Genomic DNA, 15496 nt, shown 5'->3' with positions numbered 1-15496 from the left:
CTGAATTCAGCATTGCCTGAATTCAGCCTTTTCTGTACCCTGGGGGCGTGACCACCGCCCTCGCTCCGCTCACCCACACGGCCTCCCTCGCCCACACGGCCGCCGTCGCCCGTCTCGGACACGCCCTCTCCGACCCCACCCGCGCCGGTGTGCTGCTCGCACTGCGGGAGGCGCCGCACTACCCCGCCGATCTCGCCGACGCCCTGGGGGTCTCCCGCCAGACGATGTCGAACCATCTCGCCTGTCTCCGCAGCTGCGGGCTGGTCGAGAGCGTCCAGGACGGACGCCGCAGCAGTTATCGACTCGCGGACAGGCACCTCGCACCGGCTCTCGACATGCTCATGCGGGTCGCCCTCATCGTCGAGCCCGACTGCTGCTCGGGCGAAGGCTGCACCTGCTGATGAGCGCCACGGCGACCGCACATCGCCGGGAGACCCTGCACCGCCGGATCCGCCTGCTCGTCGGCATCACGATCGGATACAACCTGATCGAGGCCGTCGTCGCGATCGCCGCCGGATCGGTCGCGTCCTCTGCGGCTCTGATCGGGTTCGGGCTGGATTCCACGATCGAGGTGCTCTCCGCGGCCGTAGTCGCCTGGCAGTTCACCCGCCGCGATCCGGAATGCTGGGAGAAGCCGACTCTGCGCGTGATCGCGGTCGCCTTCTTCGCGCTGGCGATCTATGTGACGGTGACGTCCGTGGGCGCGCTGGTCACGGCCGAACGCCCCGAACACAGCACGATCGGCATCGCTCTCACCGCGATCAGCGTCGCGGTCATGCCGTTCCTCTCCCTCGCCGAACGCCGCGCGGGGCGAGAGCTGGGTTCGGCCACGGCGGTCGCGGACTCGAAGCAGACCCTCATCTGCACGTACCTCTCCGGCGCGGTGCTGGTCGGGCTTGTCGCCAACTCGCTGCTCGGCTGGTGTTGGGCCGATGCGGTCGCCGGCCTCGTCATCGCCGCCTTCGCGGTGCGCGAAGGCCTCGAGGCATGGCGGGGTGACGCCTGCGCGACGTCGGTCGGGATGCTGCTCGAAGACGACTCCCACGACCACGCCCACGACAATGCCCACGATGACGCGCGCTGAAGCCGCCCTCAGGGCGGCACCTAGGCTGAGGGGATGAAACCCGCTCCCCCGACGTCGGCTCGGGATCTGCTCGGTCGGACGGTTCTCGTCACGGGCGCGAACGCGGGCATCGGTTACTGGTGTGCGGAGCAGCTCGCCGCACGTGGCGCACGCGTCGTCCTCGGCTGTCGCTCCCCCGAACGCGCGCGCACGGCGGCCTCCTCGATCAGAGCCCAGGCGCCGGATGCCGACCTGCGCGTGCTGGCGCTCGACCTCGGCTCGCTCGGAAGCGTGTCAGACGCGGCCGCCGTCGTGGACGAACGCCTCGACGCGATCATCTGCAACGCCGGCGTGAAGGCGGCGGATCGAACGGCGCGCACGAGCGACGGCCACGACCTCATGGTCGGCACGAACTTCCTCGGTCACTTCGCCCTGGTCGCACAGCTCGAGGCGGTGCTCGCTCCGGATGCCCGTGTGGTCGCGGTCGGCTCGATCGCCCACCGTTTCGCACGCCTCGACCCGGCGACGCTCGACGAGCCGTGGACCGGTTCCTCACTGCAGCAGTACGGGCGGTCGAAGGCGTCTCTGATGGCGTTCGCGTTCGAGCTGGCACGGCGCTGGTCCCGCTCCTCCCGCTCGGCGGTCTGCGCGCACCCGGGCTATGCGGTCGACCCGCTCACCCCTCCGCGCCCCGGCCTGGCGTCGGTGCCCGGAATCGTCCGCGCCCTGGCGGCACCGACCAGGGTGCTCGTGCAGGGCAAGGACGGCGGGGCGCTGCCGATCGTCCATGCGGCGACATCGGCGGAAGTCCTCAACGGCGAGTACTGGGGTCCCGGCGGTCTGCTCGAGTTCCGCGGAAGCCCCACGCGGGTGGCGGCCTCGGAGGAGGTGCGCTCATCCGACGTGGGCGCGGCGCTGTGGACCGCGGCAGAGCGCCTCACCGGAGTGCCCTTCCCGACGTGACGTCGTCGGGTGTCCGACCCCCGCGACAGGATGAGGCCATGATCACGCTGCTCTCCGCGCCGTCCAACCTCGGCCTCCGCCCGCCGCAGCCCGGCGCGGTTCCGGGTGCGGCGAAGGGCCCGGAAGCGCTGCGCGAGGCCGGCCTGTTCAGCCGATTCGCCGCGTTCGGCGCCACCGACTCGGGCGTCGTCCTCCCCGGACGCTATGTCGACGACGCCGCGACGAGGCTCCCCGGCCACGTACGGAACGAGGGCGCGATGATCGATCACGCGCGACGCCTCGCCGCCCGCATCGGTCAGGCGTTCGACCGGGATGAGGCGCCGCTCGTGATCGGCGGCGACTGCTCGATCCTCCTGGGAGCAGGCATCGCATCCGCCCAGCGCGGCGGCATCGGACTCGTGCACATCGACGGCCACACCGACTTCCGCCACCCCGGCAACGACCCCGAGAGCGCGAGCGTGGCCGGGGAAGACCTCGCCGCGGCGGTGGGACTGCACTGGCCGACCATCGCCGACATCGACGGATACGGGCCCTACTTCCCTGCAGCCCGCACCGCGCACATCGGCCACCGCGACGACGACGAGGAGCAGGAGGAGGCGCGAGCCGTCCTGGGGAGGGTGGCACCCGCCGCCGAGGTCCTGTCCGTCGGAGCACAGCGGGTCGGCGCGGAGTGCGCCGCCGTGGCAGGGCCCGCCTACTGGCTGCAGCTCGACGTGGATGTGCTCGATCCCTCCATCATGCCCGCGGTCGACAGCCCCGACCCGGGAGGGATCAGCGCGGCGGAGCTCACCGCACTGCTGCGGGAGCTCGCGCCGCGCGCCGTCGGCGCCTCGGTGACGGTGTTCGATCCCGACCTCGACCCCGACGGGCGCTACGCCCGCCTGCTGGTCGATGTCCTCTCGGAAGGGCTCCGCGAGCTGGGAACCCTGACACTGCACACCTGACGACGGAGGCGCGGGATCAGGCCTCCGGCTCCGCGATGGGGTCGGTCATGACCCGCACACGCGCGATGCGTCTGCGGTCCACCTCGGCGACCTGGATCGTCGCACCCGGAACCTCCACGGTGTCTCCGACCACGGCCAGGCGTCCCAGTTGCTCGGTCACGAAACCGGCGATGGTGTCGGACGATCCACGCGGCATCGCCAACCCGGTCGCCTCTTCGAAGTCCTGCAGGTTGAGTCGCCCGTCGATGCCGTCGTCCGCCGAGATGAACACTTCCGCGTCGTACTCGTCGAAGATCTCACCGACCACCTCCTCCACGAGGTCTTCGAGCGTGACGAGACCGTCCGTCCCGCCGTATTCGTCGACGACCACGGCGATGTGATGCCCCTCGGCCCTCATGCGGGTCAAGGTCGGCAGCACGCGCGCGGTCGAGGGGATGTAGGGGATGTCGCGCATGAGCGCGCTCAGCGGTCGGGTCGGATCGTCGGAGGCCGCCTCGAACAGGTCGCGCACGTGCACGAACCCGGTGATGTCGTCGATCGAGGTCTCCGACACGGGGTAGCGCGAGAACGGCAGGTCGCGCACCTGCGCGATCACCTCTCCGACGCTCGCGGCTTCGTCGAGGGCGACGACCTCGGGGCGCGGACGCATGACCTCGCTGACCTGGCGACCGCGCAGGGACAGCACGTCGTCGAGGATGCGTCGTTCGTCATCCGGGAGCCCCTGATGACTGGCCACGATGTCGCGCACCTCCTCGTCGGTCATCTCGTCGCTGGTCTTGTGCGGATCCCCTCCGAGCAGCCGGACGAGGGCGTTGGTCGAGACCGAGAGCAGCCAGATCACCGGACGCATGATCGTCGCGAACCCGTTGAGGGCTGGCGCGACCGCATAGGCGAACTGCGCGTTGCGCTGGATCGCGAGACGCTTCGGCACGAGCTCGCCGAGCACCAGCGACAGGTACGCGATCACGAGGGTGAGCACGAGCGTCGCGACGGTCAGCGAGAGGGCCGGTGTCAGCCCCCACGACTCGAGAACCGGCGCCAGGGACGGCGCGATCGACGTCGCACCGTATGCGGCCGACGCGAAGCCCGCGACGGTCACACCGATCTGCACAGCCGACAGGAAGGTGTTGGGGTTGCGAGCGAGGGAGGCGACCTTCGCTCCACGACGACCGCGTTGGCCGACCGCGTTGATCTGACTCTCGCGCAGCGTGACCAGCGCCATCTCCGTCGCAGCGAAGACACCGCCGATCAGCACGAACGCGAGGACGAGGGCGATGTTCCAGAGCAGGTCGCCCATCAGCGGGCCGCCTCGTCTGTGGTGGGGTGAGCGCCCGGGACGAACCGGGCGCTCGTACTGTCAGAGTCCGAAGAGTCAGAACAGCGCTGCGCGCTCAAGAGTGCTCCTTGTTGTCGGTGGTGTTGTTGTCGGTGGTGTTGTTGTCGGAGGTGTTGCTGTGGGTGGTGGATCCGGTCGACGAGACCTCGTGGCCCGGGGCCGGGACGCGACGGGTCTTGATCAGGCTGGCCACGGTGGCCACCGCGATCGTCGCGCCGATGAAGAGCAGCGAGAACCAGATCGGGATCTCGGGGGCCCACTCGACGCCCTGGCCGCCGTTGATGAACGGAAGCTCGTTGACGTGCAGCGCGTGCAGGACCAGCTTGACGCCGATGAACGCGAGGATGACGGCGAGGCCCTGAGCAAGGTAGACGAGCCGCTCGAGGAGTCCGCCGATCAGGAAGTACAGCTGGCGCAGGCCCATGAGCGCGAAGGCGTTCGCCGTGAAGACGATGTATGCCTGGTCGGTGAGGCCGTAGATCGCGGGGATCGAGTCGACCGCGAACACCAGGTCGATGAACCCGATCGCGATGATCGTGAGGAGCATCGGAGTGACGAAGCGCTTGCCGTTCTTCACGACCGTGAGGCGGTCGCCGTTGTAGTCCTCGCTCACCGGCAGGTGGCGACGCACGAAGGTCATGAACCGCCCGTTGGCCGGGTTGCTCTCGTGGTCGCTGAACGCCTGACGGTAGGCGAGCACGAGCAGCAGAGCACCGAACAGATAGAAGATCCAGGAGTAGTTCTCGATGAGCGTTGCACCGATGGCGATGAAGATTCCGCGCAGGATGAGCGCGATCACGATGCCGATCATCAGCACCTTCTGCTGATACTTCTTCGGCACGGCGAAGCCGGTCATCACGATGAGGAAGACGAAGAGGTTGTCGATGGACAGCGCCTTCTCCGTGAGGTAGCCGGCGAAGTACTCGCCGCCGTACGTCCAGCCGGAGACGACGCCGATGCCGACGCCGAACAGCAGCGCGAGGCTGATGTAGAAGATCGACCAGCGGGCCGATTCACCGATGGTCGGCTCGTGCGGCGTGCGCACGTGCGCGAAGAACTCGTAGACGAAGAACGCGATCGTGACGGCGATCGTGATGATCCAGATCAGGGGGGTGACGTCCAAATTCGGGCTCCAGACTCGGGGTACGACAGTACCGCCAAAGTCTTCTCCATTCCATGGAACATGGAACCGGTGGCCCGGGATGCGACATGCATCCGTAATGACGACCCCACCGTGTCGGAGTACTCCCCTTGGGTTCCCCCAGATTAGGAGAACACCCTTTGCGGTTCCTGTGGATCTGCCGGGAACGGTCCGTAACGGGCCAGGATGGCACGTCGGCGAACGACGCGGGAGCGGCTAGTCCCCGATGTCGGGCCGGGTGAGCTCCTGCTCCTCGGCGCGATCGATGATCGCAGGCAGCACGTCGTCGAAGAACCTCACGAGCACGGCGCGGGTCTCCACGGCGTCGCGCTCGAGGATCGCACTGCGCAGGGAGTCGACGAATCCACCGACGCCCTCCCAGTCGAAGGCATCCCGCGCGTGCTGACCGAACCGGCGGATCTGCGGCCCGAGGCGCTCGATGATGACCGCCCGCGAGGCGTTGCCCTCGATGCGCGCGAAGCCCGTCGCCGTGCCTCGCAGCGCGACGCCGAAGCCGGCGACGTCGCGCGACTTGATCGCGGCGGACATCTCATCCGCGAGCTCGGCGAGGTAGGCGAGATCGTCATCCTGGATGAGCGGCATCACGTGGCGCACCGATCCGATCCAGATGTCGCCGAAGAGGTCGACCGCGTTGCGGACCTGGTCGAGGTCGATCGGCGCGACCCTGGTGTAGCGGTTGCGCTGCATCTCGACGAGGCCGTGGTCGGCCAGTCTGTCGAGAGCATGACGGATCGGAGTCTTCGAGGTTCCGAGGCGCTCGGCGAGCTCGTAATCGCGCAGCCGCTCGCCGGGACGCAGCTCGCCGCTGATGATCGCGTCCTGCAGCCGGTTGTAGGCCTCATCGCTCATCGACCTGCGCTCGAGGGGTCCGCCTGAGAGTGCCACTGCCTTGTCCTCCACTCGAGCACGGAAACGTAGTAGAGCCTGAAGTTCTACCTACACTGCAATGTATCGCATCCCGCGTAATCGCCGGGAGAAACCGGTGTCGCAGGCAAGCAGGTGACTGTGCTCGTGCTCGCTTCACTACCCCAGGTGCTCGCCTGGAGATCCGCCTAGGCACCTGCGATCGAACGCGGGTCCGCGCCCTAGTCCACGAGAGCCGGGAGAGATCAACAGCCGCCGCGAAGGATTTCCGTCGCGGCGTCGAAAGGTTCGCCCCGGCTGCCGGGGCAGGTCGATGTTCGCGGCAGCGGTACTGCCACCTCACTCCGCGAGCACGATGAGCCACCGCGACGCCTGGGCGAGGGTTCACAGCGCCGAGTAGTGCAGGGACCATGGGGTGCAGTACACGCAGGTGGGCCTGGTCACCTCCTACGCGATCGTCGTGCGCTACATCGACCGCGTCGGGCTCGGCGAGCGCGACGCGTTCAGCTGCCCTCTCGCCGAGCAACGGCTCGCGATCGGGGTGCTGTCGTGATGCGCGCCCTCGCAGGCGATCTTGCTGCTCGTCGAGAACCGATATTCCGCAAGATGCTTGCGGATGCCAATAGTCCATGTTCTCCTGGGTACAAATGTCAGTTCGGTGAACGGGCACAAGTTGGGCCATTTCCGATACGGAGTATCGCTTGGCGCACACCGCAGGGCCGTTCAGCGTCGACCGGAGAAGGGGGTGTAGCAACAATGGCAAAGGAAGAGACAACTCAGGATCTCGCTGCGTTCGAGTCGGACTTCACTTGGGAAGATGTGAAGGTCGTCGATGACACGGAATCGCTGTTCTTTGGCGGAGCTTTCCAGAAGATGTAGAACCATCGTCTGGAATGCACCGGGGTGGGTCGCGTCCGACGATGCGACCCACCCCTCTGAATCGACCGGGAGTGCAGTTCGTGAGGGTTCTGGGAATAAACGGCTTTTTCAACGCAGATCATGACGGGGGGAGCGCGCTCGTCGTCGACGGCGACTTGGTCGCGGGGGTAGAAGAAGAACGGCTGGTCAGAATTAAGAAGGCGATCGGACTCCGTCCGCTTGGTTCCGCGGCGGAAGTCCTCTCCATTGCCGGTGTCGCCGCGCCTGATGTGGATGTGGTCGCGTATCCGTGGCTGCCGACCCTCGTCGGCCGCGATCCGGACATGGAACGCGATGCCATTCGACGAGAGCTCCAGGCCGCCGGGATCGCGCTGCGGAACGACGTCCGCATCGAGTTCGTCTCCCACCACGAGGCGCACGCATGGTCGGGCCTGTATTACGTTCCGCCTGAGCGCAGAACGGAATGCAACATCGTCATCGTCGACGGTTCAGGGGAGAACACCGCCGGAGGCCGGTACTCGTTCCACAACGACCAGCTGCAGGCCCACACGATCATCCCGACGGAGGCATCGCTCGGGTACTTCTATGAGGGAGCGACTGTCCTCGCCGGCTTCGGCTGGGGCGAGGAGGGAAAGCTGATGGGTCTGGCATCGTATGCCGATCCCCACTCCATCTCAGCGTCGAACGTCGCACAACTGGTGACGCAACTCGCGCGAGAAGCGCCGGTCGAGCGATTCCCGCCCGAGTCGCCCTCCTTCGAATCGATCATCAGGCGCTGGGCCAGCCGCTTGGAAGACCTCCTCGGGTCTCGGCCGAGGACCTTCGTCGAGCGGGCGCGCCTCGCCGGGATGGTCCAGGCGGCGTTCGAGGCTCGGATGGCCGAGTTGGTTTCCCAGTGTTCCGCTCCCACCGTCGTGCTCGCAGGCGGGAGCGCTCTCAACTGCACGAGCAACGGCAAGATCGCCCGCCTTCTCGCTGAGCGCGGGCAAGCGCTCGTTGTTCCCCCGTGTGCCAGCGACACCGGCGTCGCCCTGGGCGCAGCGCTGGCGATCGCCTCCGAGTCGGACACGATCGGGCACTCTGACTCCGCTCTTCATGGAAGAACCCTCACGGTAGAGGACGCACGACGAGGCGCGGCCGAAGTCGGAGCGAGGATCTACGATGCCGACGCCATCGAGGTCGCCTCACGAATCGCGGACGGACAGGTTCTCGGCTGGATGAGCGGTCGCGCGGAGCTCGGACCTCGGGCGCTAGGAGCACGCGCCATTGTCGCAGCGGCATCGTCCCCGCGCATCCGAGATCGTGTGAATCTCCTCAAGGGGCGCGAGTCATGGCGGCCTCTCGCTCCCTCCGTGTCTGCGGAAGAGTTCGATCGGTCGTTCGTCGGCATCAGGAACAAATTCATGCTTCAGGCGAGTGACGTGGCACAGACGGCCGCATCGGCCCTTGCGGGCATCACCCATGTGGACGGGACTGCGCGCCCGCAGGTGGTCGCCGACGAGCAGACCGACTATTTGGGCGTTGTCGATCAAGTCGCGAAAGAGACGAATGGCCCTGCGGCGATCGTCTGCACTTCCTTCAACGCTGCCGGAGAGCCAATGGTCTACTCCTTCGAGGACGGCTACCGAAGCGCCCGCCGGATGGGGCTCGATGCGGTCGTCGGCGACGGATGGCTCGTGGAATTGGCAGATGAGAGGAAACGGCACGATGGCGAGTAGGGACGACACGACGCTGGGGAACGAACTCCGCCTGACTCTCCTCGACTGCGATCCTCAGTGGTTGAACTCCGTCGAGAAGGTGTCCGGCCTCGTCCGGGATCTCTGTGAACGCCTCGACGTCACGATCAGATCGACGGTGGAGCATCAGTTCGAGCCTCAGGGCATCTCTGTGGTCGCCATCCTGGCCGAGTCTCACTGTGCGGTACACACGTGGCCCGAAGAAGGAAAAGCAACCGTGGACATCTTCTCGTGCGGCCCCGCGGATCCGGTGGAGGTCGTGCCCATGCTCGTCCGCGCCTTCAACGCGCAAGACATCCGTGTCGAAGTGAGCGAAAGGGCGGCTGTCTCCGCCCCGTCGACGCATTCCTACCCGAACTTTCCGGAGTACATTCTCCGAGAGCCGCCATATGGCCATTTCCCTGTCACCACATTTCGACGCGGCGTCGGACGCGAATACATCCTCGAGCCCGAAGCCGTCAGTTGGCAGAAGTTCTTCACGTCTTCGGACTATGAGCCCCCTGCCGGAACCGACATTCTGCTCCTGCACCCCTGTTCGTGGGCGAAACCGTATGATTTCTCGCACTTCATCACCCGATTGCGATCGGTCACCGATCGCTTCCCCCGAGTGCACCGCGCTGTCATCTCCAACGTAGGAGTCGTGCCCTTCGAGTATCAGATGAACGACTTCTTCTGCAGTTACGACTACATGGATCTCGACGCCGACAGGCCCGTCGAGGACAAGCAGTCGATCGCCGACGATTTCACCCGCATCACCGCGCAGCGCATCTCGGACTACATCGGCGCGCACAGCACTCGGTACCGGGCAGTCGTCATCCTCGGGCACCCGTTCGCCAATGGCTACCAGGCGGCGGTTCAGCAGGCAGCGGTGAAGGCCGGACTCCCGGGTTTCCAGGCTCCGTCCGTCGACACTTATCACGCCGCACAGGTGGAGGTCTCGGAGGACCGGGATTGGGATGCGCCTCTGTTCGCCGACCGATCGCTCGACGAGCTCGCGCAGAAGCTCACGATGCTCGTGGCGGCTGTCGACCGGCGAGAGGCCGCCGATGCCCACTGATATCAGCGTGGTGATTCCCGTACGCGATGATGTCCGGATCGAACGATGCCTGCGCTCATTCGACGAACCGCGAGCGCGGCCCCTCGTCGTGCTCAACGACGCGACGCCGGCGGTCAAACGGATCGTCGCCGAAAGCGGTGCGACTTGTCGCGAGCTCCCGGAGCCTGGCGCACCGGCTGCCTGCGAGCGCGGAATCGACGATGCGGAGACGGACCACGTCCTGATGATGGACAGCGATTGCGTGTTCCTGCCCGGCACACTGACGGCGTTCGTGGCCAGTGCCGGTTCCGCTGACTTCGTGCGGGGCGTGACGCTGTTCCGGCACCACTCTCGCAGTGAGAGGGTCGTGTCGAAGGTGCGCGCACGTCACACCAATTCGCCCCACATGGTTTTCAAGGTCCCGCTCCTCATAGACCGCCGCGTCCGAGATCGGCTCGGCGGCTACATCTTCGACAAGCGCCTCGAATGGACCGAGGATTTCGACCTCACGCAGCGCATCAGATCCGCAGCAGCGAGCGTACGGATCGTCCGAGAGGCGGTGGTGGTGCACGATGCCCTCTCGATGAAGCGCGACGTGCTGTCGGCATTCCGCTATGGACAGGGACATCGCGCGGGGGTCGACCTCGAGCTCCCCGGGTACTCCCCCATCTCCGCACGAGGCCTGCTGCGCGGGATGGGCAAGGCACTTCGCCGATACGGCATCGCCGAGACAATGTACGGACTTGCAACCAACTCCGCCTTGACCGCGGGGTACGCACTGGGTTCCTCGAGGAGACGATGATGCACACGAACGAGTCGACGATCACGGACTCGGACGCTGAGCGCGCCTACGACACGCTCGCTCAGATCTACGACGCCTTCATTCCGGACCCCGATGGCTTCATCGACTTCTACAGCGAGTTCACCGGCGACCCGGCCAACAGCGTGCTGTACATCGGGTGCGGTACCGGACGGCTCTTGGCACAACTGGCGACACTGGGCAATGAATGCATCGGGATCGACCCCTCCTCGGAGAGCATCGACCGGGCGACCGAGCGGCTGCAGCATCTGACCAATGCCACGGTTCTCGTCGATCGGATGCCGGAGGTGGCGACCCAGGCGCGACAGTTCGACCGCATCCTTATTGCAGGCGGGGCCTTCGAGTATCTCTTGACAAGCCGCGATCAGCTTCGGGCCCTCGAGCGCGTGAAGTCGCTCCTGCGCCCGCGGGGACGCGTGGCCCTCGACGTCGCAGCACCTCCGTTCGCGACCTCCGACCCTCAGGGGAACTATCGGGGAACGAGTTCGGTCCCCGTTTCAGACCGCACTTTCGACCTGACAAGCTCCGAAGTCCGGTTCGGCTACGATCACTTCCGGCAACTGGTTAGAAGCACCTGCACCTTCTCCTTCAGCGGACACGGATCACCCCTGGTCGTCGAGTATCTGACCCGCTACACCAGCTTGGCCGAGTGGCGTCTCCTGCTCGCGTACGCAGGTTTCGAGGCGACGATCTACGGTGACTTCCGCTGTGGCCCCGTGAGCCGGGAGTCCAGCAACTTCGTCATCGTCGGGGAGTGTGCAACATGAAGCGGCGACTCGTGATCGCCGCGCACGCCGACGACGAGACGATCGGCTGCGGGGGCACCATGGCCAAGTATTCGCAGCACGGCGCAACGACGTTCGTGGGGGTTCTCACACGCGACCAGTCCGACGACGTGCACACGGTGCGGCGCTCGGAAGCGGAACAGGCCTGGCAGAAGCTCGGCGTGACTGACTCCGGCTGGGCGGAGATGCGCTCTCACCCGCTGACCGTGTCCCCGACCGCAGTCGACGCTGTCACGGGGTGGATCGAATCCGTGCGACCGGACATCGTGTTCCTCCCCCACCCGGGCGAAGACGACCCTGATCACGCCGCTGTGGCCGCAATCGTCAAGAGTGCAAGGATCCTCGCGCGCAGTGGCTGCATCCTCCTGGGATATGAGGTGTGGACTCCGATCGCGCGCCCCTCTGTCTTCGAGGACGTGTCGGACTTCGTCGCCGTGAAAGGGGAGGCGATCAATTGCTTCCGCTCGCAGGTCGCCGATCGTGACTACGCGTCGGCAGCGCTCGCTCTCAACCGCTACCACGGAGTGATCTCCGGGCGCGGGCAGCATGTGGAAGCGTTCGGAATGATCTCGTGATGGCGCAGTCACTGACATCGGTCGACCGCTTCGTCATCGATCCGATTCCTCACATCGCCTCCGTGACGGCCGCGCTCTGGGTCCCCTACGGCAGCCGACACGAGGGAGGGGATCTCCGCGGCGGCTCACATCTGCTCGAACACGTCGTCACCGCCAGCGAAAGCGCGTTCGGCGACAATTGCTTCCGCCGCGTGACTGCGCTGGGCGGAAGAACGGATGCCGTCACAACCCCCGAGTTCACCGTCTATGCCATGACGGTGCCGCACACGGCCTGGAAGGAGGCGTGGCAGCTTCTGGAGTCTCAGTACCACAACCCCGACTTCTCGGATTCGGTCGTCGAGACACAGAAGCTGATGGTCGTCGACGAGATCGCCGGCGCGGAAAGCGACGCCGGTCGCCACATCCACGCAGTCGCACTGTCGGAGATGCTGGATGGACACGGGTTGGGGTACCCGGCGGTCGGTCGCAGCGATGACATCGGCGAGCGGACGCCGCAGGACCTGAGGGACGTTCACCGCCGGCAGTTTCAGGCTGCGCCTCGGGCGATCGTGTCGGGCAACCTCGAGTCGGCGGACGCGGCAGATCTTCTGGGCGCTTCACCGCTCTTCGCAGCGGAGCAGGCATTCGCTCCTCCCATCGGTCCACCGCCCGAGCGACCGCAGGCGCGCGCGAGATTCGAGAAGACCGCCGTCGGTTCGACCCGCAGCCACGTACTCGTCTCCTGGTTTCTCCCGGACCGCACCCCTGCAGACGATCTTCCGCTCGCGCTGGTGAACAGACTCGCGGGAGGGGCCGCAGGCGGGAGCCTCCAACGCGTACTCCACAGGTCCGAGGGCGCTTACTCGTCCCACACCTATCGATCCGTATTCTCGGACTGCGCCGTCTGGTCGGCATACCTCTCCTGCAGCGCCCAGTTCACCGAGGCAGCCGCAGAACGGATCATCAGAGCGATCGAGCAGGCGTGGGACACGGCGATGAATGACGGGGAAGCGCGGGAGCACGCGTCTCTCGCCCTGGCGGGGGCACTCGCCATCGGGCTCGAATCAACACGGATGCGCGTCAACTGGATAGGGCGGCGCCTCCAGGACCGGATGGAGATCCCTGAGCACCTGGGCTCCCCGACCGATGGAGTACTCGTGTCCGGTGACGCTCTTCTCGCGTTGCGCGAGCGACTCGTGGGCCCGCATGTGACGATCTTCGAGGGGAAGAAATGATGGATGAGTCCGAGGACATGGCAGCCGGATACGCGCGTTTCGTCGACATCGAGAACGGCGAGTGGGGAGCCGGCCCGCTCGCCGAGATGCGGCGGCATGCATGGCGGACCTGGTATCGGCCCTCATTCCTCCAGTACCAGCGACTCGTCGCTGAATGGGCGCTCGAGAGTCGGGAGAGCGTCGGCGGCCTGCCAAGACTCGAGAAGAAGGTAATCGTGTCCCTCTCCGGGGCGGACATCGAACGTCTCCGGCCGCCGGCGCTCGTCGAGGACCACGCCTCCGCCGTGCCGGGCCTCTCGCCTCGGGCCGACCTCGGGCAGCTGCTCTGCGATGAAGACAGCCGCGTCCGCGTCGCGACGCTCGTCCGCCGCGACTTCCCGTACGGTGCCAACGTGGCCATGCTCGGCGACGATGACCTGGTCGGTACCGCGATCTCGCACGAACTCTTCCCCGTCACGATTCTCGACGTGGATACCCGGATAGGTGACGCGATCGCCGAGCGGGATCACATCGAGTTCCGCGCTCACGACATACGCGAACCGTGGCGCGATGCACCGCGTTTCGAAGCCGTCCTACTCGATCCGGCAGATGGCTCGATCGCACTCGAAGCGTGGATTCGGCGTACGGACGAATGTCTTTCCGAGACCGAAGGCGCTCGTGCCTACCTCTCCGTGAACCCCTGGCGCCTCGGGCGACGCTGGGCCCGACTGCTCGAAGAGTTCGGCCGATACGACCTGAGTCCCGTGGCGTCTCACCCGAAAGTGAAGCTCTATCCGCAGCCCGACGGAAGGGCAACGACCACCGACCTGTGGGTATTCGAGCGGATGACGCGTCCCTCACGTCTGCCGCAGCCCTACCTTGACATCGAGGTCTTCCGATGAGCAGAGCAGATTCATCCGCCCGCGACGTGTGGGGCAACCGCTCGCTCGCCCCGATGGCGATGGCCACGGTCGCCGCCGGCCTCGGGTTCTACGTACCGGTCAGCGCGCTCTTCCTGCTGAACCGCGGGCAGTCGTTGGCCGACGTCTTCATCTTCGAGAGCATCCTCGTCGCGAGCATCCTCCTCACCGAGATCCCCGCCGGCGTCCTCGCCGACCGTATCGACCGGCGATGGGTGATCGTGGCCGGGTTCGGGCTCAATGCCGTGGCCGAAGTAATCTTCGCCGCAGGGGACTCATTCTTCGCCTTCGCGATCTCCTTCTGCGTGAGTGGCATCGGCATCGCTATGCTGACGGGCGTTCAGGACGCCTACATCTACGACGCGCTGGGCTCCGATGCCGATGCGAAGTCGGTCGGCGTCTGGGGGCATCTGAGTTCCCTGGAACTCGTCGCCGGGGTCATCGGCTCCGTTGTCGGTGGTCTTCTCGCCGGAGTGGACATCGCACTCCCCGCAGTCGCCGCCGCCGCCGCCGCAATCGTCGCTGCGATCATCTCCTGCTTTCTCCCCTCTCAGCAGCCGGACCCCGATCCCGACGGTGCGCCGGAGACATCGGTGCAGGCAGCACTGGACGGAATCCGCATATTGCTCTCGACGCCGATCCTGCTCTACATCGCCATCGCGTCCAGCGCCTCTTTCGTGCTGTTCAACGCCGTCTTCACCTTGAATCAGCCTCTGTTCTCCGCCGCAGCGATCCCAGTCGTGGCCTGGGGCTTCATCGGAGGCGCCGCGCAGCTCGTGGCGGCGCTGTACAACCACAAAGCCGGCGCCGTCGAGAAGAAGCTCGGCAGGAAGTACGCTCTCTTCCTCGCCATGGGCTTCGGGTTCCTGGGCTTCGTTCTGATGTCGACGCCGAATCCCGTCGTCGTGATCATCGGATTCGTTCTTGTCGTTCTGGGATTGAATGCTCGCGGCCCCATCACCATGGCGGTGGCGAACAAGGTGATTCCCCAGAAGCGGAGAGCGACCGTACTGAATGTCGCGAGTTCGGCGGGAAGCCTCATCGGGATCATCGTCAATCCGCTCATCGGCTTCGGGGCAGAAGCGAGCCCACCGCTCACGGTCATCGCAATCGGTGTGATCCTGCTGGCGCTGATGATCACCTGGATCCCGATAGCGAACAAGTATCTCGACACGCCATCGGCAGCGCAGGACAGCGCAGACGCAGAGACCACATGACTC

Annotated in this window: 16 protein-coding genes; 13 read left to right on the top strand and 3 right to left on the bottom strand. The window is 66.1% G+C overall.

Annotated elements, in window-relative coordinates:
- The first annotated feature begins 47 nt into the window (after positions 1-47).
- From AB4070_RS16350 to AB4070_RS16335, 4 genes are read left to right on the top strand one after another with little or no spacing between them, the layout of a single operon-like run.
- Entirely contained in the window at positions 48-401 is a 354-nt protein-coding gene (locus AB4070_RS16350) for an ArsR/SmtB family transcription factor (protein WP_441981030.1), read from the top strand.
- On the top strand, positions 401-1084 hold the full coding sequence (locus AB4070_RS16345; RefSeq protein ID WP_441981029.1) for a cation transporter: 684 nt from the start codon (positions 401-403) through the stop codon (positions 1082-1084). The genes AB4070_RS16350 and AB4070_RS16345 overlap by 1 nt, the downstream gene beginning before the upstream one ends.
- Positions 1085-1117: 33 nt before the next feature.
- Positions 1118-2026 carry an SDR family NAD(P)-dependent oxidoreductase gene (locus AB4070_RS16340; RefSeq protein WP_441981028.1) on the top strand — a complete coding sequence of 303 codons (909 nt, stop codon included), beginning with the start codon at positions 1118-1120 and terminating at the stop codon, positions 2024-2026.
- Between the two features lie 38 nt (positions 2027-2064).
- The gene (locus tag AB4070_RS16335) at positions 2065-2970 is read left to right on the top strand and encodes an arginase family protein (protein ID WP_441981027.1); all 906 of its coding nucleotides are present in this window, start codon (positions 2065-2067) and stop codon (positions 2968-2970) included.
- A 16-nt stretch (positions 2971-2986) separates the two neighbouring features.
- Here AB4070_RS16335 and AB4070_RS16330 read toward each other — a convergent pair whose 3' ends face one another.
- The 3 genes from AB4070_RS16330 to AB4070_RS16320 all read right to left on the bottom strand — a co-directional run bounded on the left by AB4070_RS16330 (position 2987) and on the right by AB4070_RS16320 (position 6353).
- Positions 2987-4267: a hemolysin family protein gene (locus AB4070_RS16330; RefSeq protein ID WP_441981026.1), complete on the bottom strand. Its 1281-nt coding sequence runs from the start codon at positions 4265-4267 to the stop codon at positions 2987-2989.
- Between the two features lie 94 nt (positions 4268-4361).
- Complete coding sequence (locus tag AB4070_RS16325) at positions 4362-5429, bottom strand: TerC family protein (RefSeq protein ID WP_441981025.1); 1068 nt, start codon at positions 5427-5429, stop codon at positions 4362-4364.
- 234 nt (positions 5430-5663) lie between these two features.
- Positions 5664-6353, bottom strand: coding sequence for a GntR family transcriptional regulator (locus AB4070_RS16320; protein WP_441981024.1), 690 nt, complete (start codon positions 6351-6353; stop codon positions 5664-5666).
- Between the two features lie 394 nt (positions 6354-6747).
- Between AB4070_RS16320 and AB4070_RS16315 the strand changes: the two genes are divergently transcribed.
- The 9 genes from AB4070_RS16315 (at position 6748) to AB4070_RS16275 (ending at position 15493) form a co-directional block, all read left to right on the top strand.
- Complete coding sequence (locus AB4070_RS16315) at positions 6748-6885, top strand: hypothetical protein (protein WP_441981023.1); 138 nt, start codon at positions 6748-6750, stop codon at positions 6883-6885.
- A gap of 367 nt (positions 6886-7252) precedes the next feature.
- The gene (locus AB4070_RS16310; protein ID WP_441981022.1) at positions 7253-8929 is read left to right on the top strand and encodes a carbamoyltransferase C-terminal domain-containing protein; all 1677 of its coding nucleotides are present in this window, start codon (positions 7253-7255) and stop codon (positions 8927-8929) included.
- A complete protein-coding gene (gene speD / locus AB4070_RS16305) occupies positions 8862-10004 on the top strand; it encodes an adenosylmethionine decarboxylase (RefSeq protein ID WP_441981126.1) in 1143 nt (380 codons plus the stop codon). The genes AB4070_RS16310 and speD overlap by 68 nt, the downstream gene beginning before the upstream one ends.
- On the top strand, positions 9994-10785 hold the full coding sequence (locus AB4070_RS16300; RefSeq protein ID WP_441981021.1) for a glycosyltransferase family 2 protein: 792 nt from the start codon (positions 9994-9996) through the stop codon (positions 10783-10785). The genes speD and AB4070_RS16300 overlap by 11 nt, the downstream gene beginning before the upstream one ends.
- A complete protein-coding gene (locus AB4070_RS16295) occupies positions 10785-11570 on the top strand; it encodes a class I SAM-dependent methyltransferase (RefSeq protein ID WP_441981020.1) in 786 nt (261 codons plus the stop codon). Before AB4070_RS16300 ends, AB4070_RS16295 begins: the two co-directional genes overlap by 1 nt.
- The gene (locus AB4070_RS16290; protein ID WP_441981019.1) at positions 11567-12163 is read left to right on the top strand and encodes a PIG-L deacetylase family protein; all 597 of its coding nucleotides are present in this window, start codon (positions 11567-11569) and stop codon (positions 12161-12163) included. Before AB4070_RS16295 ends, AB4070_RS16290 begins: the two co-directional genes overlap by 4 nt.
- Positions 12163-13377 carry a M16 family metallopeptidase gene (locus AB4070_RS16285; RefSeq protein WP_441981018.1) on the top strand — a complete coding sequence of 405 codons (1215 nt, stop codon included), beginning with the start codon at positions 12163-12165 and terminating at the stop codon, positions 13375-13377. The genes AB4070_RS16290 and AB4070_RS16285 overlap by 1 nt, the downstream gene beginning before the upstream one ends.
- Positions 13374-14258, top strand: coding sequence for a bis-aminopropyl spermidine synthase family protein (locus AB4070_RS16280; RefSeq protein ID WP_441981017.1), 885 nt, complete (start codon positions 13374-13376; stop codon positions 14256-14258). The genes AB4070_RS16285 and AB4070_RS16280 overlap by 4 nt, the downstream gene beginning before the upstream one ends.
- Entirely contained in the window at positions 14255-15493 is a 1239-nt protein-coding gene (locus AB4070_RS16275) for an MFS transporter (protein ID WP_441981016.1), read from the top strand. The genes AB4070_RS16280 and AB4070_RS16275 overlap by 4 nt, the downstream gene beginning before the upstream one ends.
- Positions 15494-15496: the final 3 nt, after the last annotated feature.

The sequence above is a fragment of the Microbacterium sp. 2RAF4 genome (assembly GCF_052115285.1).
Taxonomy (GTDB): Bacteria; Actinomycetota; Actinomycetes; order Actinomycetales; family Microbacteriaceae; genus Microbacterium; species Microbacterium oxydans.
Note: the sequence above shows the minus strand (reverse complement) of the source record. Positions and strands in the feature narration are given on the sequence as shown.

What these genes read in the sequence shown, in the direction of transcription:
- AB4070_RS16345 (WP_441981029.1), top strand. Translation starts at nt 401, where the DNA reads ATGAGCGCCACGGCGACCGCACATCGCCGGGAGACCCTGCACCGCCGG.
- AB4070_RS16340 (WP_441981028.1), top strand. Translation starts at nt 1,118, where the DNA reads ATGAAACCCGCTCCCCCGACGTCGGCTCGGGATCTGCTCGGTCGGACG.
- AB4070_RS16335 (WP_441981027.1), top strand. Translation starts at nt 2,065, where the DNA reads ATGATCACGCTGCTCTCCGCGCCGTCCAACCTCGGCCTCCGCCCGCCG.
- AB4070_RS16330 (WP_441981026.1), bottom strand. Translation starts at nt 4,267, where the DNA reads ATGGGCGACCTGCTCTGGAACATCGCCCTCGTCCTCGCGTTCGTGCTG.
- AB4070_RS16310 (WP_441981022.1), top strand. Translation starts at nt 7,253, where the DNA reads ATGCGACCCACCCCTCTGAATCGACCGGGAGTGCAGTTCGTGAGGGTT.
- speD (WP_441981126.1), top strand. Translation starts at nt 8,862, where the DNA reads ATGCGGTCGTCGGCGACGGATGGCTCGTGGAATTGGCAGATGAGAGGA.
- AB4070_RS16300 (WP_441981021.1), top strand. Translation starts at nt 9,994, where the DNA reads ATGCCCACTGATATCAGCGTGGTGATTCCCGTACGCGATGATGTCCGG.
- AB4070_RS16295 (WP_441981020.1), top strand. Translation starts at nt 10,785, where the DNA reads ATGCACACGAACGAGTCGACGATCACGGACTCGGACGCTGAGCGCGCC.
- AB4070_RS16290 (WP_441981019.1), top strand. Translation starts at nt 11,567, where the DNA reads ATGAAGCGGCGACTCGTGATCGCCGCGCACGCCGACGACGAGACGATC.
- AB4070_RS16285 (WP_441981018.1), top strand. Translation starts at nt 12,163, where the DNA reads ATGGCGCAGTCACTGACATCGGTCGACCGCTTCGTCATCGATCCGATT.
- AB4070_RS16280 (WP_441981017.1), top strand. Translation starts at nt 13,374, where the DNA reads ATGATGGATGAGTCCGAGGACATGGCAGCCGGATACGCGCGTTTCGTC.
- AB4070_RS16275 (WP_441981016.1), top strand. Translation starts at nt 14,255, where the DNA reads ATGAGCAGAGCAGATTCATCCGCCCGCGACGTGTGGGGCAACCGCTCG.